Annotated in this window: 21 protein-coding genes and 1 pseudogene; 15 read left to right on the top strand and 7 right to left on the bottom strand. The window is 61.7% G+C overall.

What is annotated here, in order from left to right; translation table 11 throughout:
* The 4 genes from thrB (at position 1) to OKC41_RS08225 (ending at position 3572) form a co-directional block, all read left to right on the top strand.
* Positions 1-993: a homoserine kinase gene (gene thrB / locus OKC41_RS08240; protein ID WP_270671874.1), complete on the top strand. Its 993-nt coding sequence runs from the start codon at positions 1-3 to the stop codon at positions 991-993.
* Positions 990-2264 carry a threonine synthase gene (gene thrC, locus OKC41_RS08235; protein WP_041214769.1) on the top strand — a complete coding sequence of 425 codons (1275 nt, stop codon included), beginning with the start codon at positions 990-992 and terminating at the stop codon, positions 2262-2264. The genes thrB and thrC overlap by 4 nt, the downstream gene beginning before the upstream one ends.
* Positions 2265-2389: 125 nt before the next feature.
* Complete coding sequence (locus OKC41_RS08230; protein ID WP_270671873.1) at positions 2390-2812, top strand: DUF4440 domain-containing protein; 423 nt, start codon at positions 2390-2392, stop codon at positions 2810-2812.
* A 493-nt stretch (positions 2813-3305) separates the two neighbouring features.
* Entirely contained in the window at positions 3306-3572 is a 267-nt protein-coding gene (locus OKC41_RS08225) for a hypothetical protein (protein ID WP_041214771.1), read from the top strand.
* Positions 3573-3832: 260 nt separating this feature from the next.
* On the opposite strand, the gene OKC41_RS08220 is transcribed toward OKC41_RS08225, so the two are convergent.
* Both OKC41_RS08220 and OKC41_RS08215 read right to left on the bottom strand, forming a co-directional pair.
* Entirely contained in the window at positions 3833-4483 is a 651-nt protein-coding gene (locus OKC41_RS08220; protein WP_270671872.1) for a hypothetical protein, read from the bottom strand.
* A 1-nt stretch (position 4484) separates the two neighbouring features.
* Positions 4485-5864, bottom strand: coding sequence for an AAA family ATPase (locus OKC41_RS08215; protein WP_270671871.1), 1380 nt, complete (start codon positions 5862-5864; stop codon positions 4485-4487).
* A 512-nt stretch (positions 5865-6376) separates the two neighbouring features.
* On the opposite strand from OKC41_RS08215, the gene OKC41_RS08210 reads away from it, so the two are divergent.
* Complete coding sequence (locus OKC41_RS08210; protein WP_134997486.1) at positions 6377-6757, top strand: hypothetical protein; 381 nt, start codon at positions 6377-6379, stop codon at positions 6755-6757.
* Positions 6758-6918: 161 nt separating this feature from the next.
* Here OKC41_RS08210 and OKC41_RS08205 read toward each other — a convergent pair whose 3' ends face one another.
* Entirely contained in the window at positions 6919-8943 is a 2025-nt protein-coding gene (locus OKC41_RS08205) for a BCCT family transporter (protein WP_010673594.1), read from the bottom strand.
* Positions 8944-9242: 299 nt separating this feature from the next.
* Here OKC41_RS08205 and OKC41_RS08200 point away from each other — a divergent pair, with 299 nt between their 5' ends.
* The 8 genes from OKC41_RS08200 to OKC41_RS08165 all read left to right on the top strand — a co-directional run bounded on the left by OKC41_RS08200 (position 9243) and on the right by OKC41_RS08165 (position 15907).
* Complete coding sequence (locus tag OKC41_RS08200) at positions 9243-9506, top strand: DUF2282 domain-containing protein (RefSeq protein WP_010673595.1); 264 nt, start codon at positions 9243-9245, stop codon at positions 9504-9506.
* Between the two features lie 59 nt (positions 9507-9565).
* Positions 9566-10408, top strand: coding sequence for a DUF692 domain-containing protein (locus OKC41_RS08195; RefSeq protein ID WP_041214773.1), 843 nt, complete (start codon positions 9566-9568; stop codon positions 10406-10408).
* Between the two features lie 114 nt (positions 10409-10522).
* A complete protein-coding gene (locus tag OKC41_RS08190) occupies positions 10523-11275 on the top strand; it encodes a DNA-binding domain-containing protein (protein ID WP_270671870.1) in 753 nt (250 codons plus the stop codon).
* Complete coding sequence (locus OKC41_RS08185) at positions 11272-11727, top strand: DoxX family protein (protein ID WP_041213281.1); 456 nt, start codon at positions 11272-11274, stop codon at positions 11725-11727. The genes OKC41_RS08190 and OKC41_RS08185 overlap by 4 nt, the downstream gene beginning before the upstream one ends.
* A gap of 60 nt (positions 11728-11787) precedes the next feature.
* Complete coding sequence (locus OKC41_RS08180; RefSeq protein ID WP_042864187.1) at positions 11788-12252, top strand: GNAT family N-acetyltransferase; 465 nt, start codon at positions 11788-11790, stop codon at positions 12250-12252.
* 200 nt (positions 12253-12452) lie between these two features.
* Positions 12453-13748: a PAS domain-containing methyl-accepting chemotaxis protein gene (locus OKC41_RS08175; protein WP_270671869.1), complete on the top strand. Its 1296-nt coding sequence runs from the start codon at positions 12453-12455 to the stop codon at positions 13746-13748.
* A 143-nt stretch (positions 13749-13891) separates the two neighbouring features.
* A complete protein-coding gene (locus tag OKC41_RS08170) occupies positions 13892-14449 on the top strand; it encodes a DUF3332 domain-containing protein (protein WP_182975960.1) in 558 nt (185 codons plus the stop codon).
* Between the two features lie 84 nt (positions 14450-14533).
* Positions 14534-15907, top strand: coding sequence for an HD-GYP domain-containing protein (locus tag OKC41_RS08165; RefSeq protein WP_270671868.1), 1374 nt, complete (start codon positions 14534-14536; stop codon positions 15905-15907).
* Positions 15908-15976: 69 nt separating this feature from the next.
* On the opposite strand, the gene OKC41_RS08160 is transcribed toward OKC41_RS08165, so the two are convergent.
* From OKC41_RS08160 to mobA, 3 genes and pseudogenes are all read right to left on the bottom strand, one after another.
* On the bottom strand, positions 15977-17056 hold the full coding sequence (locus OKC41_RS08160) for an FUSC family protein (protein WP_270671867.1): 1080 nt from the start codon (positions 17054-17056) through the stop codon (positions 15977-15979).
* A 345-nt stretch (positions 17057-17401) separates the two neighbouring features.
* Positions 17402-17887, bottom strand: a pseudogene (mobB, locus tag OKC41_RS21085) (molybdopterin-guanine dinucleotide biosynthesis protein B); the annotation flags it as partial.
* Positions 17884-18498 carry a molybdenum cofactor guanylyltransferase MobA gene (mobA, locus tag OKC41_RS08150; RefSeq protein ID WP_201901369.1) on the bottom strand — a complete coding sequence of 205 codons (615 nt, stop codon included), beginning with the start codon at positions 18496-18498 and terminating at the stop codon, positions 17884-17886. The gene mobA and the pseudogene mobB, both read right to left, overlap by 4 nt.
* 221 nt (positions 18499-18719) lie before the next feature.
* Between mobA and OKC41_RS08145 the strand changes: the two genes are divergently transcribed.
* The gene (locus OKC41_RS08145; protein WP_270671865.1) at positions 18720-20429 is read left to right on the top strand and encodes an NAD-dependent malic enzyme; all 1710 of its coding nucleotides are present in this window, start codon (positions 18720-18722) and stop codon (positions 20427-20429) included.
* Between the two features lie 117 nt (positions 20430-20546).
* Here OKC41_RS08145 and OKC41_RS08140 read toward each other — a convergent pair whose 3' ends face one another.
* Complete coding sequence (locus tag OKC41_RS08140; protein ID WP_270671864.1) at positions 20547-21821, bottom strand: hypothetical protein; 1275 nt, start codon at positions 21819-21821, stop codon at positions 20547-20549.
* 317 nt (positions 21822-22138) lie between these two features.
* On the opposite strand from OKC41_RS08140, the gene OKC41_RS08135 reads away from it, so the two are divergent.
* Positions 22139-23377: a uracil-xanthine permease family protein gene (locus OKC41_RS08135; RefSeq protein WP_041213272.1), complete on the top strand. Its 1239-nt coding sequence runs from the start codon at positions 22139-22141 to the stop codon at positions 23375-23377.
* Position 23378 lies beyond the last annotated feature (1 nt).

Raw genomic sequence — 23378 nt, 5'->3', positions numbered from 1 at the left:
ATGAGTTCAGAGATGAACCCGAATGTAGAAATCGGCGGCAGCGTGGTGGCCTATGCCCCGGCCTCCAGCGCCAACCTGAGCGTGGGCTTTGACGTCCTGGGGGCGGCGCTCGCCCCCGTGGATGGCTCCCTGCTGGGGGACCGCGTCCAGGTCAAATCGGCAGAGGTGCCTTTCGCTCTCTCTTCCGTGGGCCGTTACGCCCACAAGTTGCCGGACGACCCGAAAAAGAACATCCTCCACGACTGCTGGGTCGCCTATGGCGAGGCGCTTGAGAAGCGCGGCCTGGGTCTCAAGCCACTGGAAATGGTGCTGGAGAAGAACCTGCCGGTGGGCTCGGGTCTGGGATCGAGCGCCTGCAGCGTCGTGGCGGCGCTGGAAGGGCTCAACGCCTTCCACGGCGCGCCCCTGAATGAACACGACCTGCTGCTGTTGATGGGGGAGATGGAAGGCAAGATCTCCGGCTCCGTCCATTACGACAACGTGGCGCCCTGTTATCTGGGCGGCATGCAACTGGTGCTGGAGGAGGGGGGCGTCATCAGCCAGGGCATCCCGGTGTTTGACGAGTGGTACTGGGTGGTCTGCTACCCGGGCACCGTGGTCTCCACCGCCGCCGCCCGTGCCATCCTGCCGGCCCAGTATCGCCGCCAGGACTGCCTCACCTATGGCCGCCGGCTGGCCGCCTTCGTGCATGCCAGCTACAGCCGCCAGGAAGGGCTGGCCGCCAGCGTCCTGAAAGACGTGATCGCCGAACCTTATCGCGCGACCCTGATTGAAGGCTTCAACGAGGTGCGGGCCCAGGGGGCCCAGAACGGGGCGCTGGCCACCGGCATCTCGGGGTCCGGTCCCACCGTGTTCGTGGTGATGAAGGATCTGGCCCAGGCCGAACGCATGAAAGAGTGGATGGAAGCGCACTTCGTGCGCAATGAAGATGGATTTGCCCGGGTCTGCAAACTGGACATGGCCGGGGCACGGGTAACAGGAAGCGAGCTATGAATCTTTACAACATCAAGGACAAGAGTGAACAGGTGAGCTTCGCGCAGGCGGTGCGTCAGGGTCTGGGCCGCGAGCAGGGGCTGTTCTTCCCAGAGACCCTGGAGCCGCTGGCCGACGTGGATGCCCTGCTGGATCTGCCGCTGGCCGAGCGCTCGGCCCGCATCCTGAGCCACCTGCTGGGTGACGAAGTACCGGCTGCCAAGGTGAGCGAGCTTATCGACGCCGCTTTCACCTTCCCGGCGCCTCTGGTGAAGCTCAAAGACGGCACCTATGCCCTCGAGCTGTTCCACGGCCCGACCCTGGCGTTCAAGGATTTCGGCGGCCGCTTCATGGCCCAGTGTCTGGCTGCGTTCAGAACCAATGACAAGATCACCATCCTCACCGCCACCTCCGGCGACACCGGCGCCGCCGTGGCCCACGCCTTCTACGGCCTGGAGGGTATTGAAGTGGTGATCCTCTACCCCAAGGGCAAGATAAGCCCCTTGCAGGAGGCGCTTTTCTGCACCTTAGGGGGCAACATCCGCACCCTCGCCATCGACGGTGACTTCGATGCCTGTCAGGCGCTGGTCAAGGATGCCTTCGACGATGAAGGGCTCAAGACCGCCATCGGCCTCAACTCCGCCAACTCCATCAACATCAGCCGCCTGCTGGCCCAAGTTTGCTACTACTTCGAAGCCGTGGCCCAGTTGCCGAAAGCCCAACGCGCCAAGGCGGTCATCAGCGTGCCGTCCGGCAACTTCGGCAACCTCACCGCGGGTCTCATCGCCAAGGCGCTGGGGCTGCCGGTGAAGCGCTTTATCGCCGCCACTAACGCCAACGACACCGTGCCGCGCTACCTGAAAACCGGCCAGTGGGAGCCGCACCAGACGGTCGCGACCCTGTCGAACGCCATGGACGTGAGCCGCCCCAACAACTGGCCGCGGGTGGAAGAGCTGTGCCGTCGCAAGGGCTGGGCGCTGGAAACCTTGGGCTCAGGCATGCGTGACGATGCCCAGACCCGCGATGCGCTCAAACGCCTGCATCAGCTGGATTACCTGTGCGAGCCCCACGGGGCGATTGCCTGGGATCTGCTGAACGAGCAGCTTGGGCAAGACGAGGTCGGTGTATTCCTCTGCACCGCCCATCCGGCCAAGTTCAAGGAGTCGGTGGACGAGATCCTGAATCTGGATGTGCCGCTGCCGGGCCCGCTCGCCAAGCACGCCGCGCTGCCGCTCCTGTCTCACGATCTGCCCGCAGACTTTGGCCGCCTCAAGGCCTTCCTGCTCGGTTAAGCCGTCATGAGACGCTGACGATCCCCCGCTTTTTCACGAAAGCGGGGGATTTTTTTATGTCCGGTATTGATGTCCGGTATAGGGCGGGTAGCCCGCCCAGATCCCCCTGAAACAAGGAGCACGGCATGAGCCCGCATCCCCTGCGCACCCTGATCGAGACCTGTGACGCCGCCATCTCCCGGGGCGACTTCGACGCCCTGATGGCCTTCTACGCCGAAGACGCCGCCCTGGTGGTCAAACCCGGCATGGTGGTGCGCGGCATTCCCGCCATCCGCCGCGCCTTCAGTGCCATCTCCGATTACTTTGACGGTCAGCTTGAGGTGACCCAGGGCGCCATGGAGGTGATCGAGGGGGCCGACAACGCCCTGGTGATCATGGAGACCCGGCTGCGCTACCCGGTCGGGGAGGGCTGGTTCGACGAGACCCGGCGCGCCACCTATGTGTTTCGCAAAGAGCCCGGCGGGCAGTGGCGCTGCACGGTGGACAACTCCTACGGCACCACGCTGCTGGGGGCGCAGCAACCCGGCGATCGGCCTGCAACCGACTAGCGCAGTCACACTGGCTCGACGTAGCCAGAGTGCGTGTATAGCGTGCGTAATCAAGGCGCACCATCAAGGCCGTGCAGCCAGACCGGTTAGTCAGATTGAGTAGCCAGATTGAGTAGCAAGAGCCAAGCCATCCAGGCCGGGGAACCCGAGCCGCACGCAGGGCACCGCTCTGCCTGGGAGGGGGCATCACAGCGCAGCCCACGGCGCAACTCCCCGTTTTGGTTGTGCCTCACAATCTTCTGGCAGAAAGTGCACCGACAGTGATTGCTGCGACATTTTTACGAATCTGGTTTGCACTCTCGTTGTTATGCTCGTCCCTGGCAGCACAACCCTGTCTGTGGGTCATTTCCGGCCCCCTGTGGCCCGTTGACCCGGCCTGCCGTGGCTGCTAATCAGGGGACTGCTTGACACCCTTCATGGACGAGCAGGGCCGCAGATGCCTCGACGGCGCGGCTTATCGACAACAACACCACAGTGCAGGGAGCAAACCATCATGTGGCCGTACCGAAAAATAGTGACCCAGTCCCTCAAAACCCCCTTGATGATCGCCAGGATCATGTTTTACCTGGCCCTGTTATTGGTCTTCCCCCTGCCAATGATCATGCTATCGGACTCTCCGGCGGCAGAGATCGGGCGTTTCTCTTACATCCTGGTGACGTTTCCCATCGCCATTGGGCTGATGCTGATATCGAGCCTGATGGCCATCCTCATTGCCATGGTGGAGTCGCGCAACCAGCAGCCACCCCAGGGGCGGTGGTAAGAGGGCCCTCGCTTTGCGAGCCATCCAATAAAAAACCATCCCGGGCGGGATGGTTTTTTGTTTCCGAGCATCCAGAACGGTGGCTCGATATCTTCTAAATTGGGAAATCGCCTTTTTGACAACGTCAGAACAAGCGGCTTCCAGGTAAACATTGCTTGTGTGAACGATTTTTATCGGGTTCTTGGAGGTGCCGCGTGTGATGATAGATATAGCCGGCTTAATAATGGCTAGCTCAGAAAGGTAGGGGGCTAGATTTTTATTTAGGAGGTGGACCGAAATTTGTTGCTGATACTTTTTAATAATGCATGGTCATCATCACTTATTGGTTCTTGATTTAAAATTATAAACGCACCTCTGGAGACAAGGTTACGCTCACTGTTAAGTTTGAATTCTCTGATGGTTTCTACTCCTTTGGCTGAGTTGTTTACAACAACGGCCTCAAATGTATTGTCTAAAAAAACATGTTCCTCTATATTGTCTAAGTGTGGATGTACAATCGATGTGTTTATTAATTCATAATTATCATTGTAGTTTGTTGCATAGTCATTGTCTTTTTTTGTATCCAATCCATTACATATATCACAAGAGAGGACAATGTTTTTGCTTTCAAAGGTGAACTTTCTGTAACGATCTGTATTTTTTGGTAAAACATGGTCTCTGTGAATTTTAGAATTTGTGGTAAGGTGGAAATTTACCCCGCAATAAGCACAGTGATTATTTTGCAATATCAACAGTTGCTCTTTGAGCTTATCTTTTAGTTGTTTTCGTTTAGTTGAGGTTCCACGAGGAAACTCATTAGTTGGACATGGGCATGTCCACGTATCATAATTCTTGCTGTTGAGTAACTGTGCCAAGTCATGTTCTTCAACTGTATATTCAACAGAGTGTGGGATGTTTTTTAGTTTGTACATATTACATCCTTTTTATAAACTCATCTGCCCTATTGATTAGTAACTTTAAAGGGTCATCATCTGTTATGTTAAATCTTTTTATTCTTTCTAATGGCTCATGAATTTCCTCTTTATTTTTATTGACCCGGGAAAGAATGTTTACTATTAGCCTCAAGTCTCGCTCAAAATAGTGGTTTCTCGTTGTCGATAACCCAAATACATTATATAGAACCTGTTCTGGTGACCAACCGAAGGTGTTCTGATTGCATTCAGTAATTTCTACGTCACCATCTTTTGTTCTTTTTGTGTGCATTATGCTGCATACGTCTTCATTAATGCTTGAAAGTAGGAAGTGAGAGTGAGTACATATGATAGTGTGACACTTGCTAAAAGAGCTTGTTATTATTTCTAATAGTTCAATATATCTAATTTGCCAATTAGGATGTAGGCTTATTTCAGGCTCATCAATGAGAAGTAACGAATTATCAACAATTGATGAGGCAATATTAAGCATTTCTGTAAAAAGATGATGTTGCCCCGAACTAGCAACTGAAAATGAATAATCATTGACTGTTGTAAAAGAAAAATCATTTATTTGAATCACACCAGATTCAATTAAATTTATTAAAATCGCAGAATCCTGCATGAACTTATCGTTGTATATAGGGTTTGATAGGTCTACTCGATATTCTAGTGAACTGAATCTTTTACTTTTACTTTTAATAAAACTGTATATTTCAGTTTTGAAATGACTTGATTTTAATCTTTCATATAATTTTTCGTAGTCTAATCTAGACTTCTTTAGTTTATTTGATATGAAATTGTCAACTTTTGAATCAAAATCATGATAAGTGTTTGCTTCATCACTTGAGTCCAATATTGTTTTCAAACCTCTTCCATATTTAAAAGAAAATTTAAATTGAAGTGGGATATTAAGCTCTGCAAGAACTTGTGTAAAAGCATCTAGTCTTCGTTCTTCTGATAAAACATTTACTAGTCTTTTTAAAAACTCCTTCTTATATTTTCCAACAAAAGCATTATTGGATGTAGATCTAAGGCCAAGATATTCATAGTCTTCATGGTATAACTTGTTTCTTCTAGTTAGAATTGGGAATTTATCATTAAGGCTAAATGATGATGCAAGAACTTTTTGCGGAATTTCTCCATTTTTAAACGTAATATCTCCTGCTGTATCTACTTTAATACTCCCAATGTTACTATTGTAAATGATGTGGCTGTTTACTGAGTCAGCGATAACTCTCAGTAATTCACTTTTCCCACATCCATTTTGACCGATAATTACAGTGAAGATATTTTTGTCATGATCGAAGTTTTTAAATTCAATTTTCTTTTTACGAAAAACAGGGTGATTTTTAATCTCTATTAGTTCAATTTGTGACATGTGATACTCATCGAAATTAGGTAAGGTTGGATAAGTATGGATGCTGACTATTAATTTCAGCTTTGAGGTACCAGTTCCTAGAGTTAGGTTTTGAAATCTTGTTTAGTAAAATTAAGTATATTCAATACCAATGTATAAAAATAATGTGGTTTGCTAATTAATACCCACGCTACCGCCCCTGGATTACAGCTTCCAATGCGCTCCATCGACCAGCGGGCGGGGCCCGGATGGTGCAGTAGGCGCCGAATGACCAGCATATCGTCAAGCCTCATACGCAAACCAGTCAAAAGTTGACGCAACCGCAAGGAAGCGCTGGATTTTTGCGCCAGCTCAACAATTGAGTGAAGGCGCCGGGGAGCCGGAGGGAGGGACTGTGGTGAGGTTGTCGAGAAGGAAAGGGCATTTTGTTGTCACGGGGAGGGGGGACTATAGTGCAGCGAGGCGAGGGTGCCTCGTTTGGCCCGCGTGAGTGGGGGCCAACCACAATGGATAGAACGATGGGAGTTGGTCATATGAAGCGGATCCTGATGGTGTTGAGTCTGTGTGTGACGGTCATGGGCATGGGAATGGGGGTGGCCCAGGGCGCAACCTCTGGCGCGCAGCAAGAGTGCGAGGCCCAGGCGGCGGTGAAGAAGCTGGCGGGCGCCGCCAAGACCAGCTTTGTGGGCAAGTGCGTCAAGGATGCCTCCGCCAGTGCCAAGGCAAGCCAGTGCGAGAAAGCGGCCGCCGACAAGAAGCTGGCGGGGGCAGCCAAGAACAGCTTCGTGCAAAAGTGCCTGAAGACGGACGCAGCCGCCGACAAGGCGACCCAGTGCGAGAAGGCGGCGGCGGATAAAAAGCTCGCCGGGGCGGCCAAGAACAGCTTTATCCAGAAGTGCGTGAAAACCGCCTGAGCCGGTTGAGGCTCTGACACCAACGCTGGTTGAGGCAGTTGACGAGAAAGGGGCCCTGGGGCCCCTTTCTCTGTTGTGATGGGGGGTGGGGGTAGCCCTCGCCGCCAGTGTGCCCAGCCATAAGCTCTGGGCGGGGAGCTGACTTGATCCCTGCCTGGTCATCACTCTCCCTGGGTTGGCTGGGTATGTTCGGGGGCGCTGCTCAGCAGATCCTGCCCCTCGTCCTGGCTCAGCACCAGATAGCGCTCGTACTGGCGCAAGACGTCGGCACTCAGTTCGTCCCGGGTCAGGTACTGGATGTCGTAACCGGCACGGCCATCGGCAAAATAGGTGATGGGCTCGAAGATGCGGGCCTCGGGATCGTGGTTGTGGGCCGCCTCCAGGGGGTTGAAGGCGGGGGCGGGGCGGGCCTCGATGCGCACCCCGTAGCAGAAGTCCCGGCGACCCTGCTGGGGCACCAGCAGATGGCACTGATCCGGCCCATCCTCTTCGACCCGGCTGGTGATGCCCCGGGCAGCGAACTCCTGACTCAGGGCCGTCAGGGCGGGCAGGGCGACCTTGTCCACAAAGGCGCGGGCTTCCTGCTCGGTGGAGGGGCGCAGCAGGTGATCCATCCGGGTGCGCCACTGCTTGCCGTTCCAGAAGTCAGTGGCGGGGGAGAGGCGCCTGGCCGAGTGCTCCTTGTCCGCGACAAGGCCGCGGCAGAGTCCGAGGCAGAGCAGCACCATGATGAAGGCAAACGGCAGGGCGGCGATGAGGGTCATGGACTGGAGTGCCGCCAGCCCCCCTGTGCTCATCAGGGTACCCGCGGTGACCCCGAGCAGCAGAGCCCAGAACAGGCGCTGCCAGACCGGTGAGCCCTCTTTGCCCTGGGTGGCGATGTTGTCGATGACGAAGGCGCCCGAGTCGGCGGAGGTGACAAAGAAGACGCTGATGAGGATCACCGCGAGCGCCGAGGTGATGTCCGCTCCCGGCAAGAGGTCAAAGAAGTTGAACAGCAGGGTGTCGATGTTGCCGACCGAGTCGATGAGGCTTGTGCCCCCCTCATGCTGGCTGGCCCAGATGGCGGCGTTGCCGAACACCGTCATCCAGAGCAGGTTGAAGGCGGTGGGCACGAACAGGACGCCGAGGATGAATTCGCGCAGGGTGCGTCCGCGGGAGATGCGGGCGATGAAGAGGCCGACGAAGGGGGACCAGGAGATCCACCAGGCCCAGTAGAGCAGGGTCCAGTTGCCGAACCAGCCCGCCTGGCGGGTCTCGCTGTAGGTGAAGGTGCGGAAGGTGAGCTGGCTCAAAGAGGAGACATAGTTGCCAATGTTCTCCGAGAGGGCTCCCAGCAGGTACTGGGTGGGGCCGGCCACCAGCACGAACAGCAGAAGCACGATGGCGAGAAAGAGGTTGAGCTCGGAGAGGCGCTTCACCCCCTTGTCGAGACCGGTGACCGCCGAGATGCCGGCGAGGGCGATGACGACCCCGATGAGGCCGAAGCGAAACAGCTCCCCCGAGGTGTCCATGCCGGTGAGGCGGGTGATCCCCGCCGAGAGTTGCATCACGCCATAGCCCAGGGTGGTGGCGATGCCGAAGATGGTGCCCACCAGGGCGAAGACGTCCACCGCGTGGCCGAGCGGCCCGTGGATCTTCTCCTTGAAGATGGGATAGAGGCCGGAGCGGATGGTCAGGGGCAGGTTGTAGCGAAAGCCGAAGTAGGCCAGCACCAGGCCGACGATGGCGTAGATGGCCCAGGCGTGAAAGCCCCAGTGGAAGAAGGTGGTGACCATGGCCTCGCGGGCGGCCACCTGGGTCAGGGGCGTCGCCTGGGGCGGGGAGACGAAGTGACTCATGGGCTCGCCCACCCCGAAATACATGAGCCCTATCCCCATGCCGGCGGCGAACAGCATGGCGAGCCAGGAGGTGAAGCTGAACTCCGGGCGGGCATCGTCCGGCCCGAGGCGAATGTTGCCAAAGTGGCTGAAGGCGATCACCAGCAGCAGGATCAGGAACATGCCGACCACCAGCACATAGAACCAGCTGAAGTGCTGGGCTATCCAGCTCTGGCCGCTGCCGAAGAAGCGGGCGGCGGCCTCCGGGGCCAGGGAGCAGATGGCCAGCAGCGCCAGGATGAAGAGCAGACCCGGGATGAAGATGGGCAGCGACAGGGTGCATCTGGGGGGACGGGGAGCATTCATGGGACACCTTTGGGTGGAAGGACTCAAGACACTATAGGCCCCTCGGGTGCAAAGCAGACAAGGGGTGGACGGCGAGTGACGGGGTCAACGGCCATGAGCACCGTGGGGGAGGCACTCGTCGCCCTGTTTTTTTTCATCGTATTTTATGCCTTTAAATCAGATGGTTACCGCTTTCTTGTTTGTTAATAGCGAGTTGATGCCGTTTTTTGGGAAATCTTTTCCCCCCTCGTCCGGTTCTATTGAACGTAGCCGGATGAGATGCGCCGGAGACATCACTCTCGACAACAAGGAATAGAGACATGAACGTGAAAAAAAGTACTGCCATCGCCTCTGCCATGACGGGTCTGCTGGCCCTGGGTGCCCAGTTCATCGCCGCGCCGGCCATGGCTGCGGATGACAAGGAGAAGTGCTACGGCGTGGTCAAGGCGGGCAAGAACGACTGCGCCACCAAGGGTGGATCCTGCGCCGGCACCGCCAAGATGGATGCCCAGGGGGATGCCTTCGTGGTAGTGCCCAAGGGGCTGTGCGAGAAGCTCGCTGGCGGGTCCCTGCAACCCAAGTAAGCCACATGCCATGGTGTGGCGCCCGCCACATCATGGCCCTATCTATTGAGAGCCCAGCCATGAACCCCTTGATCGGTATCGGTTTACGCCCCCCGCACTACGACGAGATCCGCCACACCCTGCCCGGAGTGGGCTGGCTTGAGGTACACAGCGAAAACTACTTCGAGCGCCACAGCCAGGGCTTCGAGGTGCTGGCGGAGCTTGCGAGGCACTACCCCGTGAGCCTTCACGGAGTCGGCATGTCGCTGGGCTCCGCCGATCCTCTCGATGCCGGGCACCTGCGCCAGCTGGCGGCCCTGGTGGCGGCCATCTCGCCGGTGCGGGTGTCGGAGCACCTGAGCTGGGGCAGCATCGGCGGGCGCTATTTCAACGATCTGCTGCCCATGCCCTACACCCGGGCCGCTCTTTTGCACATGAGCGACAAGATAGATCGGGTGCAGCAGACACTGGGCAGACAACTGCTCATCGAGAATCCCTCCTCCTACCTGCAACTGGCGGGGGAGATGGGGGAGGCCGAGTTTCTGGCCGAGCTGGCTGGGCGCAGCGGTTGCGGCGTCCTGCTCGATCTCAACAACCTCCATGTGAGCGCGGTCAATCACGGCCTGGAGGTGGACGACTATCTGGCGACTATCGACCTCGACACGGTCGGCGAAATTCACCTGGCCGGTTTTACCGAGAAGCACCTGCCTCAGGGGCCCCTCTATATCGACACCCACAGCACCCCCGTGGCCGAGCCCGTCTGGGCGCTCTACGAGCAGGTCTGCCAGCAGCGCGCCATCCCCACCCTGATTGAATGGGATCTGGCGATCCCCCCGCTGCCGGTGCTGCTGGGAGAGGCGCAGCGTGCCAGCGAGATCCTGAGCGCGGCGCAGCAAACATCCAGGGAGGCCGCCCATGTCTGAGCTTGTTTCCCCGCAAGGTACTTTTGCGAGCGGTCTGCTCGGGGAGGCCACTTATGTCTGAGCTTGTTTCCCCGCAAGGTACTTTTGTGAGCGGTCTGCTCGGGGAGGCAGTCCATGTGTGAGCTTGCTTCCCTGCAACGCGCTTTTGCGAGCGGTCTGCTCGGCCAGGATGATGCCATCCTCGGGCACATCCAGCCGGGACGCTTTGCCCCCGACGCCCTGTTGCAGATCTATCGCAACAACTTCATCCTCGGCCTCACCGAGGTGCTCGCCAGCAGCTACCCCGCGGTACGCGCCATGGTTGGCGAGACCTTCTTTGAGGCGGCGGCACGAGGGTTCGTGCTGGCGGCACCTCTGGAGGAGGGGAGCGTCATGGACTACGGGGAGGGTTTTGGCGACTGGCTGGCACGCTTGCCCACCACGGCCGCGTTGCCCTGGCTCGGGGATCTGGCCCGCTTCGAGTGGGGGCTGGAGCGGGTCTCGCTGCTTGCGCCAGAGACGCGGCGCTGGCCCGCCGAGCGGCTTGCCGCCATGACCCCTGACCACTGGGAGCGGCTGGTGCTGCATCCTGCCTGCGATCTGCAACTCCTGGAGAGCCCCCATCCGGTGCTGGCGCTCTGGCAGATGGCCCTGCACTGCGGTGAGACGGTCAGGGAACTGGATGCTGTCTGCTCCCTGGCATTCAAGAAACGCCCCGGACACCGGGTCGACCCCATTCCCCTGGATGCCGCCGCCTGGCGTCTGCTGCAAGGCTGCCTGCAGGGCAGGCCGCTGGCCAGCCTGCTGGCTCAGGATCCCGCCATGGCCGAACACCTGGCCCCCCTCATCACCCTCGACCTGCTGGTCGATCTGGAGCTTGCCCCATGACAACGCAAACCCTTGCCAGGCCCCTTGGCCCCCTTGTTGAACGCATCTTGCCCTGGTGCAGCGGTGGCCTGTTGCTGCTTGCCAGGCTCTGGGTCGCCACCATTTTTCTGCGATCCGGCTGGCTCAAGTTAACGGCCTGGGACAGCACCCTCTATCTGTTCGAGTTCGAATATCAGGTGCCCCTGCTGCCCTGGCAGTGGGCGGCCTATGCGGGCACGGCGACCGAGCTGTTGCTGCCCCTCTTCCTGCTGGCGGGCCTCTTCACCCGTCCGGTCGCCTTGCTGCTGTTTGGCTTCAACGCCATGGCGGTCATCTCCTACCCGGCCCTCTGGGCGGGAGGCTTTCACGATCACCAGTTGTGGGGCTGGATGCTGTTGACCCTGGCCGTGTGGGGGGCGGGCCCCCTGGGGCTCGACAGCTGGCGCCTTGCCCGTCGCTCGCCTCCGGCGTAAGGTGGCCGCACACGAGCCCTGCCTGACTGAGGGGTGGGAAAGGAATGCAAAGGAGAAGAGATGAAGGTTCGCGAGGCCCTGGCGGCCGATATTCCTGCCCTGACGACACTGCGCATGGCGCTCTTTTGCGAGGTGGGGGAACTTGCCCGGCCCGATGAGGATCCGGTCCTCAGGGAGGCGACGCAGGCCTACTTCATTCAGGCGCAGGAAGAGGGCAGCGCCCGTAGCTGGGTGGTGGAGGAGGAGGGCGAGGTGGTGGCGTGCGCCACCCTGGCACTCTTCGTGCGCCCGCCCTACCCGGGCAATCTGGCGGGGCGGGAAGGGTACCTGCTCAACATCTACACCCGGCCGGCCTGGCGCAGACGGGGAATGGCGAATGCCCTGCTGGTGGCCATGGTGGCGTATGCCCGCGAGCAGCAACTGGGCAAGCTGTGGCTCCATGCCAGCAGTGATGGGCGCGCTATCTACGAACGGTTCGGCTTTGCCGGCAATCCCGCCTGTCTCGAGTGCGTTCCCGCTCGTTAGCCGCCTTTTTCACCGCCGGGCTGATCCTCTTTCGCCTGGGCTGCGTACTGGGAGCCCTTGGCGGCATCGCCGCTTTTCTATACACTGCGCGCCCCATTCGTTTCAGTCGTCCGACCACTTATGTCGGCGCTGGCGGTGCCGATACCCTCTGTGGGTGAGGCCGTGGTGCCCATGGGGATGGTCAACGAGGAAGAAGTGTCATGTTCAATCAGAAGCTCAAAGCGCAGTTGCAGGCATGTCAGACCCGGCTCGACGAGGAGCAGGGCATCATAGAGGCGATCAAGGCGGGTGCCGCCACCGTCATCTTCAGCCCGGAGGGGATCATCCAGGAGGCGAGCACCCCTTTCCTGGCCCTGATGGGATATGGTGCCGCCGAACTGATTGGGCAGCCCCACAGCCAGCTCTGTCCAAGGGCCTGGGGGGAGTCCGGTGACTATCGCCAGTTCTGGCGCCGCCTCGCCCAGGGGGAGGTGCAGTCAGGCACCTTCGAGCGCGTGAACCGGCAGGGGGAGACGCGCTGGCTGGAGGCGACCTATTTCCCGGTGAAGCACCAGGGCCGGGTGACCCGGGTACTCAAGATGGCCAGCGACGTCACCGAACAGCACCAGCGGCTGGAGCGGCTCGAGGCGCTGACCGAGGCGCTGGACCGCTCCCGGGCCATGATCGAGTTCACCCCGAACGGCGACATCCTCCATGCCAATGCCAACTTCCTGAGCGTCATGGGCTACACCCTGGGGGAGATCGCGGGCAGGCACCACAGGATCTTCTGTGACGAAACCTTCCTGCGCGAGCAGCCCCGTTTCTGGGAGGAGCTGGCCCGGGGCCAGTTCAAATCCGGCCTCTTCATGCGCCACAACAGCCGGGGGCAGGCCGTCTGGCTGGAGGCGACCTACAACCCCATCCGGGATGGCAGCGGCAAGGTGGTGCGGGTGGTGAAGTTCGCCAGCGACATCACCGCGCGCATCGAGCAGAACCACGCCACCCGGGAGGCCGCCCGCCTGGCCCACAGCACCGCCCAGGAGACCCTGCACAGCGCAGAGGAGGGGGCGGGCTTGCTGCGCGCCGTGGTGCAGACCTCTTCCCTCATCGCCTCCCAGGTGGATGAGGCCATCGCCCTCATCGGCCAGCTCAACGAGCAGTCCAGAAGCATCGAGGCCATCGTTTCGACCATCAGCGCCATCGCCGATCAGACCAATCTGCTGGCCCTGAACGCTGCCATCGAGGCGGCGCGGGCGGGGGAGCAGGGGCGCGGGTTTGCGGTGGTGGCGGACGAGGTGCGCCAGCTGGCCGCCCGCACGTCGCTCTCTACCGACGAGATCGCCAGGGTGGTGCAGAAGAACCGCGAGCTGACCGCCAGGGTGACCGACGACATGGCCGGGGTGGCGGGCAGCGCCGAACTCGGCAAGCAGCAGATCGCCGGGGTGGACAAGCTGATGAGCGAGATCCACCAGGAGGCGGACAGGGTCTCCCAGACGGTATCGGCACTCTCCATCTGAGGGGCTGACCGCAAGATTGCCAACAGAGTGAGCGATCGGACGGCCAGGCTGAACCCTGGCTGTATGAGCCCCCCTTCGTCATTGTGCCGCCCGGCCCCCTTGTTTAGGCTGCCGCCTCCTTTTTATTGAGCAGGTAGACAACAATGGCAGTACGACAGAGAGGCAGGGCACTGGCCCTGCTGCTGGGAATGGGGGCGAGCCTGGGGCTCGGTGGTTGCATGGGCCAGATGGGCCTCTCTTCCATGGTGACCAAGGGCAACCTCAGCGTGGTGGACAACCGCTACGGCCGTGCCGGCGTCTTCGTGCTCCTTTCCCCCGTCTATGGCCTGGCGGCCACGGCGGATCTCTTCGTGTTCAACACCATCGAATTCTGGTCCGGCAAGAACCCCATCACCGGCAAGGCGCCCGCCCTGGTGGATCAGAAGAGCGATGCGATCATCAAGGTGAACCAGCACCTGGATCCCGCCCTCAACCAGGTGCCGCTGGCCCTGCTGCCCCAAGGGGTGCGCGAGGTACAGGTGAGCTACCCGGACGAGCGCACCGCCCAGATGGAGATCCACTACATCGACGGTCAGCGCAGCCTGATGCGGGGAGAGATGCGCGGGGAGCGACTGGATCTCTACCTGGATGACAAACTGGTCTCGACCCTGAGCCGCGAGCAGCTCGATGCGGCGGCAAGTCGGGGAGCGGTGCAGGCATAATTTGTCGCGCCCCTGATCCTTTACTCCCGACAAATGCTATACATGCCTGCGGGCAAGTACGCCCCGATGTAGAGGGAGTGGGCTATGACGGTAAACGGGTTGCGTTTGGCAGAGCTGATTGGTTCTCTCAGCCATGCCCTGGACATGACGGAAGGGCAGCCGAGAGGCCATTGCATCCGCTGCTGCTGGATAGGCTCTCGTCTGGGGGAGCAACTGGGACTGGATGCCCGGCAGCGCCACGACCTCTATTACACCCTGTTGCTCAAGGATCTGGGGTGCAGCAGCAATGCCGCCCGCATCTGCGAGCTCTATCTCACCGACGATCTTCACTTCAAGCGCGACTTCAAGCTGGTGGATGGCTCCCTCTCCGAGGTGGTCAACTTCGTACTGGGCCACACCGGCTTGCAGGCGGATCTGCTGGGCCGTTTTCGCAGCCTGTTCCACATCTTTCGCAACGGGGATCAGATAGCCAACGAGCTGATCCTGACCCGCTGCCACCGGGGAGCGGACATCGCCCGCCAGTTGCGTTTCAGCGACGAGGTGGCCCAGGGGATCCTCTCCCTGGATGAGCACTGGAGCGGCAAAGGGCGGCCGCAACAACTGGCGGGGGAGGCCATCCCGCTCTTCTCCCGCATCGCCCTGCTCTGTCAGGTGGTGGACGTGTTTCACGCCGCCGCCGGGCCGGACGCGGCGATGAGGGAGCTGCGCGAGCGCAGCGGCAACTGGTTTGATCCCGCCCTGGTCAATGCCTTCGAGGCGCTGGCCGATGACGCCTTCTGGCAAGGGCTGGCGGATCCCGCGTTGGCGGAGCGGGTCTTCGCCCACCCGGCGGGGCAGGGGGAGGTGGCGCTGGATGAGGATTATCTGGATGAGATTGCTGCGGCCTTTGGCCAGGTGGTGGACTCCAAGAGCCCCTATACCGCGGGGCACAGCGGCAGGGTGGCGCTCTATGCCGACATCCTCGCCGCCCAGATGGGGCTGTCCGAGCCGCGGCGGCGCTGGCTCAAGCGGGGTGCCCTGCTTCACGATGTGGGCAAGCTCGGGGTGAGCAACGCCATCCTCGACAAGCCGGGCAAGCTTGACGAGCAGGAGTGGGCGGCGGTGCAGATGCATGCCGCCTACACCGAGGAGATCCTGAGCCGCATCGGCGCCTTCGAGGAGCTGGCCCTGGTGGCTGGCGCCCACCATGAGCGACTCGACGGCAAGGGCTACCCCAAGGGGCTCAAGGGGGAGGCGATCACCCTGGAGACGCGCATCATCACCACCGCCGACATCTTCGATGCCATCACCGCCAAGCGCCCCTATCGGGATGCCATCCCGGTGCCGCGGGCCCTGGAGATGATGGCGGAAAACCTGGGCACGGCCATCGACCCCGACTGCTTTGCCGCCCTGAAGGCGGGGATAGAGGACTTCTCCCTCTACCTCACTCCGGAGCAGCCCCTGGCTCGTGCAAGCTAAGGCGCGAGCCCGAGACAAGCAAGCCCCGCATCGGCGGGGCTTTTTTGTGGGCGGTTGCAGGCGGCGCGATCAGGGGCGGGCCGAGGGCTTGGCATAGGGTTGCAGCACCAGCCCCAGCAGGCGATGGAGGTGGGCGAGCTGCTCGATGAGATGGAGATTGAGCCAGAGGTAGCCACCAAGGGTGGGATCGTGTCCCTGGCCTGGCGACTGGCTTGCGTCCCCATCGAGCCGGGCGGCGGCCTCTTGCAGGCGGCCGATGGCCTGGTCGGCCGCCGTGGTATCGCCGCTCTTGAGCATGAGGGCGAGTTCGGTGAGCACCGACTCCGTCGCCTGCTGGCAGGCGCGAAGCCCCGGGTGGCTCTGCATCAGGAAGTGGCTCTGGCGATCCCGCCAATAGGTGTTGGCCAGCATCTCCAGGGTGCAGACGCTGTTGCGAAGGGTGGTCTGGGTCGCCTCGAACAGCGGGCTGCCAAGGCGGGTTTCCTTGACCGCCGGGGCCAGCAGGGGGCGCAGGCTGACTATTTTGGCGAGCAGGCGGGCATGGCTTCGGGTGAGCTTGGGGCGCTCCAGCACGTTGGGGGAGAGGTGGGTGTGGTAGAGCCGCCCGGCCTGCTGCAGGGTGTCGTGCATCTGCAGACGCCAGTGGGTATAGGCCCGCTGGGGGTAGATGCTGCAAAACAGCAGGGCCAGCACCGACCCCAGGATGACGTCGCCGCTGCGCCAGAGCGCGGTCTCGATGTCCCCGGGCACCCCGCCGACGATGACCCCCAGGGTGATGCCGATGAGCAGCCCCACATAGGGGCGCTTGCCGAGCGCCAGGTAGCCGCACAGGAACATGATGGCGCAGCACCAGGCCAGCATCAGGGGCAGGGAGTAGAGCTCCAGATAGAGGGCCACCACCCCGCAGGCGGCGCCAAAGACGGTGCCCACCACCCGTTGCAGGGCGCGCGACAGCACGTTGCCCCAGAACGAGATGGGGCCCATCACCACCACCAGGGTGATGAGGGGCCAGGTGCTCTCCGGCAGCTTGAGCTCCCGGGTCAGCAGGAAGGTGAGGGTGAAGGCCAGGGCGATGCGCAGGCCGTGGACCAGGCGGTAGCGGCCATAGATGAGCAGACCGAAGCGGGAGAGCGGGGCATTGAGGCGCAAGGGCGTTCTCTTATCTCGGGTCAGGGTTGTGAGGATAGCAAGGGGGACGGCATTCGCCTTGACCTGCGTCGTTTCTCCGGTTCATGGGGGCGCACCTGTCGGCAGGCGCACCATGACCCGCTCGCCGGGGGGAAGGGCCGCGCTACCCGGCGCCCGTTCGATGTGGCAGTTGGCACTGTCGTGGCCCCCATCCACCGGGCGCACCAGCAGGGTGCCCGCCTCGTCCTGACTGAGCAAGCCGGGCACAACGCCCTGCTCTGCCGATGGGGGCAGGGCCGCCAGCAGCCGGGCGCAGAGGCGAAGGGGCGGTGGGGCCTGACGGGGTTCGTGCGGGGGCAACCGGGCGCAGATGAAGTCGGCGATGGCCTCCAGATCCTCGAAGGGGAACCGGGGCAGGGTCGTGGCCTGGGGGGCGTCGCTCACGAGGGCGACGATGTCAGGATCCTCGGGGAAGAGCAGGGGCCGGCCGATGGCGGCGCGATACAGCTCCACCTTGGGAAAGTGCCTGTGCTTGAACCCCTCGACCAACAGCAGATCCAAGGCGCTCGTATCGAAGCGGGCCAGCAGCGCCTCGAAGGGGGGCTCCCCCTCCGGGGTCTCCCGGATCAGGGCGTGGCGCCTGTCGGAGGCCGCCATCACCTGGGTGGCGCCCGCCTGGCGCAGGCGGTGGCTGTCCTTGCCGGGCTGGTCCATGTCAAAGGCGTGATGGGTGTGCTTGAGCACCCCGAGGCGCAGACCGCGCGCCACCAGGCGCGGGATGAGGCGCTCCAGCAGGGTGGTCTTGCCGGTGCCGCTCCAGGCGACGAAGCCGAGCAGGGGCAGGGGGCTCATGGCGCGCCCCCTTCCCGCAGCCTCGCCTCCCAGGCGGCGAGTTCGGCCGGGCTGTTGAGGTTGACGAAGGCGTCGGGCAGATCGGCAAAGGGCACTACCGCCATCCGGTGGCGGGCAAACCAGGCCCCGGTCTTGCGCTCCCCGTCCGCCAGCGCCTGGCTCAGGGAGGGGCGCAGGGCGCGGCGCAGCAGGGCGACCACGGGCTGGAGGTGCTCCCCGTCGTGGGCCACCACCAGATCGGTGTCCGGGGTGATGGCGGCGCGAAAGCGGGTCATCAGATCAAGGGGCAGGGCGGGGCCGTCACAGGGGACGAACAGCACCCAGTCGTGACGGGCCGCCGTCAGCCCCGCCAGCATGCCGGCCAGCGGCCCCTGGAAGTCGGCCTGCGCGTCCCCGATGACGGGAGCAAGCTGCCGGTAGCGAGCCTGGCTGCGGTTGGCGTTGATCAGCACCTCGTCGACTTGGGGGCGCAGGCGGGTCAGCACGTGCTGGATCAGGGGAGTGCCCGCGAGGGGCACCCAGCCCTTGTCATCGCCCCCCATGCGGGTGGCGCGACCGCCCGCGAGGATGACGCCGCTGACGAGAAAAGCGGGGGAAGAGGAAGGGGTCATGGTGCTCCGTTGCTCGCAAAGGGATGCCCACAGGGGCGTGTCGGGATCTTGCGCCAAGGCGGGCGCGGGAGCAACCTTCGGCTGCTCCGGCAAAGGCGCCTTTGGCCGCAGGGTTTGTCCAAGCTCACAAAACCGGATCGGCAAACGTCATATGATCCCCAGCATTCTGAGCCTTGCTCTCCTGCCTGATGGCAACTTCATGTAAATCAAAGAGAATGACTATGGCTACCGGACAATATCTGCTGTGGAAAGATGCACAGGGTCACGATTTTCGCCCCGTTGCGCTGACGGGCACCAATCTGCTCAACGATCGCAACCTCAACAAGGGTACCGCCTTCACCGAACAGGAGCGGGTCGATTTTGAGCTCGATGGCCTGCTGCCGCCTCAGGTGCAGACCTTCGAAGCCCAGCTGGAGCGGGTCTATGAGGCCTTCCTGAGCGCTTGCAGCGACATCGAGAAGTACCAGAACCTGCGAGCCTTGCAGGATCGCAACGAAACCCTGTTCTACGCCCTCCTGTCCCGCCACGTGGAGGAGATGACTCCCTACATCTACACCCCGACCGTGGGCAAGGCGTGCCAGGAGTTCAGCCACCGCTTCCAGAAGCCGCGCGGCCTCTACATCACCCCGAAGAACGTCGATGACATGGGCTCCCTCGCCCGCCACATGGATGCCAAGGCGGTGCGCATCATCGTCGTGACCGACAGCCAGGGGATCCTCGGCATCGGCGATCAGGGGGTGGGGGGCATGGGCATTCCCATCGGCAAGCTCGCCCTCTATACCCTGGGGGCGGGCATCCACCCCGCCTGCTGCCTGCCCATCGCGCTGGACGTGGGCACCGACAACCAGGCGCTGCTGGATGATCCCATGTACCTGGGTCAGCCCCACAGGCGTATTCGCGGCAAGGAGTACGATGACTTCATCGACAAGTTCGTGGCCGGGGTCAAGCGCCACTTCCCCAACGCCGTGTTGCAGTGGGAGGACTTCAGCAAGTCCAACGCCTTCAACAACCTGGCCCGCTACCAGCAGGCGCTGCCGTCGTTCAACGACGACATCCAGGGCACCGGGGCCGTGGTGCTGGCGGGCATCATTGGGGCCGTCAAATCCAAGGGGGAAACCCTGGGCCAGCAGCACTACCTGGTCTACGGGGCCGGGGCTGGCGGGGTCGGGGTGGCGGATCAGATCTGCGCGGGGATGATCCGCGAGGGGCTTGACCCGCAGGCGGCGCGGGATCGCATCTACATCCTGGATACCCAGGGGCTGGTGTGTGACAACCGCGAGGGGCTGGATGAGTACAAGCGCCGCTACGCCAAGCCGGGCCTCTTGCTGGCCCAGTGGGATCTGCAGGGCAAGGCGGGGCTGACCGAGGTGCTGCGCCACGTGCCCATCACCGTGCTGCTCGGCACCAGCGGCGCCGGTGGTGCCTTCCAGGAGGAGCACATCCAGCTGATGCTGACCCACTGCGATCGCCCCATGGTGTTCCCCCTCTCCAACCCTACCGCCAACTGCGAGGCGTTGCCGGAAGACATCTTCCGCTGGAGCCAGGGGCGCGCCATCGTCGCCACCGGCAGCCCGTTCAAGGACGTGCACCATGAGGGGCAGGATTATCGCATCGGTCAGGGCAACAACGTCTTCATCTTCCCCGGGGTGGGGCTGGCGGCCATCGTCAGCCAGATCCGCGAGATAAGCCCGGACATCTTCACCACCGCCGCCTTTGCGCTCGCGGAGTGCGTGAGCGAGGCGGATCTCGCCCGGGGCACCGTCTACCCGAGGATCAGCGAGCTGCGCAACATCTCGGTGCACGTGGCGACCGCGGTGCTCAAGGATATCGTGCGCCGCGACCCCTCCCACCCGCTCATCGGTCAGGATCTGCAAGAGCACATCCTGAGCCATATGTGGGAGCCGGTCTACCTGCCCTATCGCCGGGTCTGAGGTGCGACCTGCCCGCACGTGTCGCGGACATGACGATGTCATAGAAACAGAGAGGGTGGCCCAGGCCACCCTCTCTGTTTTCCGCCCTGCTGTGTGTGCGGGGCAGGACGCTGACACCTATTGAGCGGGCGGGGGCACCAGGCGGTCATCGACGCTGCCGTCGCCCCGAAGCTTGTTGCCATTGGCATCGATGGCGTCCACACCGTTGTCATCGACGCTGCCATCGCCCCGAAGCTTGTTGCCATTGGCGTCGACGGCGTCCACGCCGTTGTCGTCGACGCTGCCATCGCCCCGAAGCTTGTTGCCATTGGCGTCGACGGCGTCCACGCCGTTGTCATCTATGCTGCCGTCCCCTCGAAGCTTGTTGCCATTGGCATCGACGGCGTCCACGCCGTTGTCGTCCACCCGGCCACCGGCATGATGCTCCCCGCCTGCATGTTTGTCGCCACCACCGTGGCGATCGCCGCCAGCGTGCTGGTCGCCACCGGCATGTTCGCCCTGACCACGGTCATCGCCGCCGTGGCCGCTGTCGTCCCCGCCATTGTTTCCGTTATGGCTACTATCGCCTCCATTTCCGCTATTGTTTCCACTGTGGCTACTATTGCCCCCACCGCTGCTGTTGCTGCCTCCGCCGCCGCTGTTGCTGCCTCCGCCGCCGCTGTTGCTGCCTCCGCCGCCGCTGTTGCTGCCTCCGCCGCCGCTGTTGCTGCCCCCGCCGCCGCTGTTGCTGCCCCCGCCGCCGCTGTTGCCGCCTCCGCTACCACTGTTGCCGCCGCCATCCCCCCCTTTGTTGTGCACGATCAGCCCATTGGCCACATAGCTGTGGCTGCCATCGAGGATCAGGTTGAACAGCGCCGTGGCGGGCGGGGCATCAACCCAGGAGAGGGAGGCCACCGGCAGTTCGACAGGGTGCGGCGCCAGCGCCAGGTTGCCCGCGCTGCCCCCCTCTGACCAACCCAGCAGGTGCATGCCGGTAAAGAGCGGCAGCACGGCGAGGGCCGGGTTTTCGGTGTGGGTCATGGCCGGTGCGATGGCCGCCCAGCCCCGGGTGGTGAGGAAGGGGTGCTCGGCGGTAAAGAAGGGGGGCAGATGATTGAGCCCGTAGAGCCTGCGCGCCCCCAGCGCCACCCGCTCGATGGCCTGGATGCGGTTGCTCTGCCCGTGCCTGTCCCGCACCCGATCGCCGATCCGCAGGGTCTCGATGGGGCGTTCGCAGCCATCGGCCATCAGGATGCGGGTACCGGCAATGAAGCAGGACTTGGCATGGGCCTGGTTTGCCTGCCACTGGTGGTGGTCGAAGTCATAGCTCAGCGGGGTGGCTAACAGGGCCAGGGCGATGGCCGAGCCCAGCAGCAGCCGGCGCTGGCTGGGTTTGAACGAGGGCAGTGACATGGGGAACTCCTTGTCGGTGTGGGGTCACGCCTTCGAGTATAGAGAGGGGGTTGGGGTGGTATCTGCGTCGACCAGTTGAAAGCCTTGTCATGTCAACTCGCCGGAAAAACGATTGGCGTTGGCCATAAAAGTGCGTAAAATCGCTTCCTCGATGCTTGTAGCAGCGAATCCCGCCTAAAAAGCCAGTTTCATGCCCTCCCCAAGCAGTAAAAGGCAACAAATGACGCCGTTTGGTCCGTTGGCTGCCTTGAAAACGTCTTGTGATGACTGAAAAGTGTCAAATATCCCTGTCAGTTATCAAAAAATTAAGGATACCCATGTTTTCCTTGGTCAAGCAAAGCGTCGCCGGGCTGCAAATTCTGTTTGTCGCCTTCGGTGCCATGGTGCTGGTGCCCCTGCTCACCGGTCTGAACCCCTCCATGGCCCTGCTTGGCGCCGGTGTAGGCACCCTGCTGTTCCAGCTCTGCACCCGTCGTCAGGTGCCGATCTTCCTCGGCTCCAGCTTCGCCTTCATCGCCCCCATCATCTATGCCACCCAGACCTGGGGCCTGCCCTCCACCATGTTCGGTCTGTTTGCCGCGGGCTTCATGTATTTCATCCTGGCGGCCATCATCCGCGCTCGTGGCATGGGCTTCGTGCACAAGCTGCTGCCCCCCGTGGTCATCGGTCCCGTCATCATGGTGATCGGCCTGTCGGTGGCCCAGGTAGCCTGCAACATGGCCATGGGCCGTGCCGGCGGTGAGCAGGTGGTGCCTGCCACCACGGCGCTGACCCTGGCGGGCATCTCCCTGGCGGTCACCCTGATTGCCGCCGTGTTCTGCAAGGGCTGGATCAAGCTCATCCCCATCCTGTGCGGTGTCATCGCCGGTTATGTCTCTGCCGTGCTGATGGGCCAGGTGAGTTTCGACGGCATGGTCAACGCCCCCTGGCTGGCGTTGCCCCACTTCGAAACCCCGGAGATCAACTGGGCCGCGGCCCTCTTCATGCTGCCGGTGGCCATCGCCCCCTGCATCGAGCACATCGGCGGCGTGCTCGCCATCGGCGGCGTGACCGGCAAGGACTACACCAAGGATCCGGGCCTGCACCGCACCCTGGCCGGTGACGGCATCGGCGTCTGCTTCGCCGGTTTCATCGGTGGTCCCCCCGTCACCACCTATGCGGAAGTGACCGGCGCCGTGATGATCACCCGCAACTTCAACCCGGTCACCATGACCTGGGCGGCGGTGTTCGCCATCATTCTGGCCTTCTTCGGCAAGTTCAACGCCCTGCTCACCTCCATCCCCATGCCGGTGATGGGCGGCATCATGCTGCTGCTGTTCGGATCCATCGCCGCCATCGGTCTCAAGACCCTGGTGGAGTCCAAGGTGGATCTGGGGCTGTCCCGCAACATCGCCATCGTGGCGGTGACCCTGACCGTGGGTGTCGGCGCCCTGGAGATGAAGATCGGCGACTTCGCCCTGGCGGGCGTGGGGCTGGCCTCGGTGGCGGCGATCCTGCTGAACCTCATCCTGCCCCAGCACTCCGAAACGGGTGCCATGGAGAGCGCCAAGGATTAAG

It is taken from the genome of Aeromonas sp. QDB17 (assembly GCF_027705305.1).
Lineage (GTDB): Bacteria > Pseudomonadota > Gammaproteobacteria > Enterobacterales > Aeromonadaceae > Aeromonas > Aeromonas caviae.
This window is presented reverse-complemented; position numbering and strand designations above follow the sequence as displayed.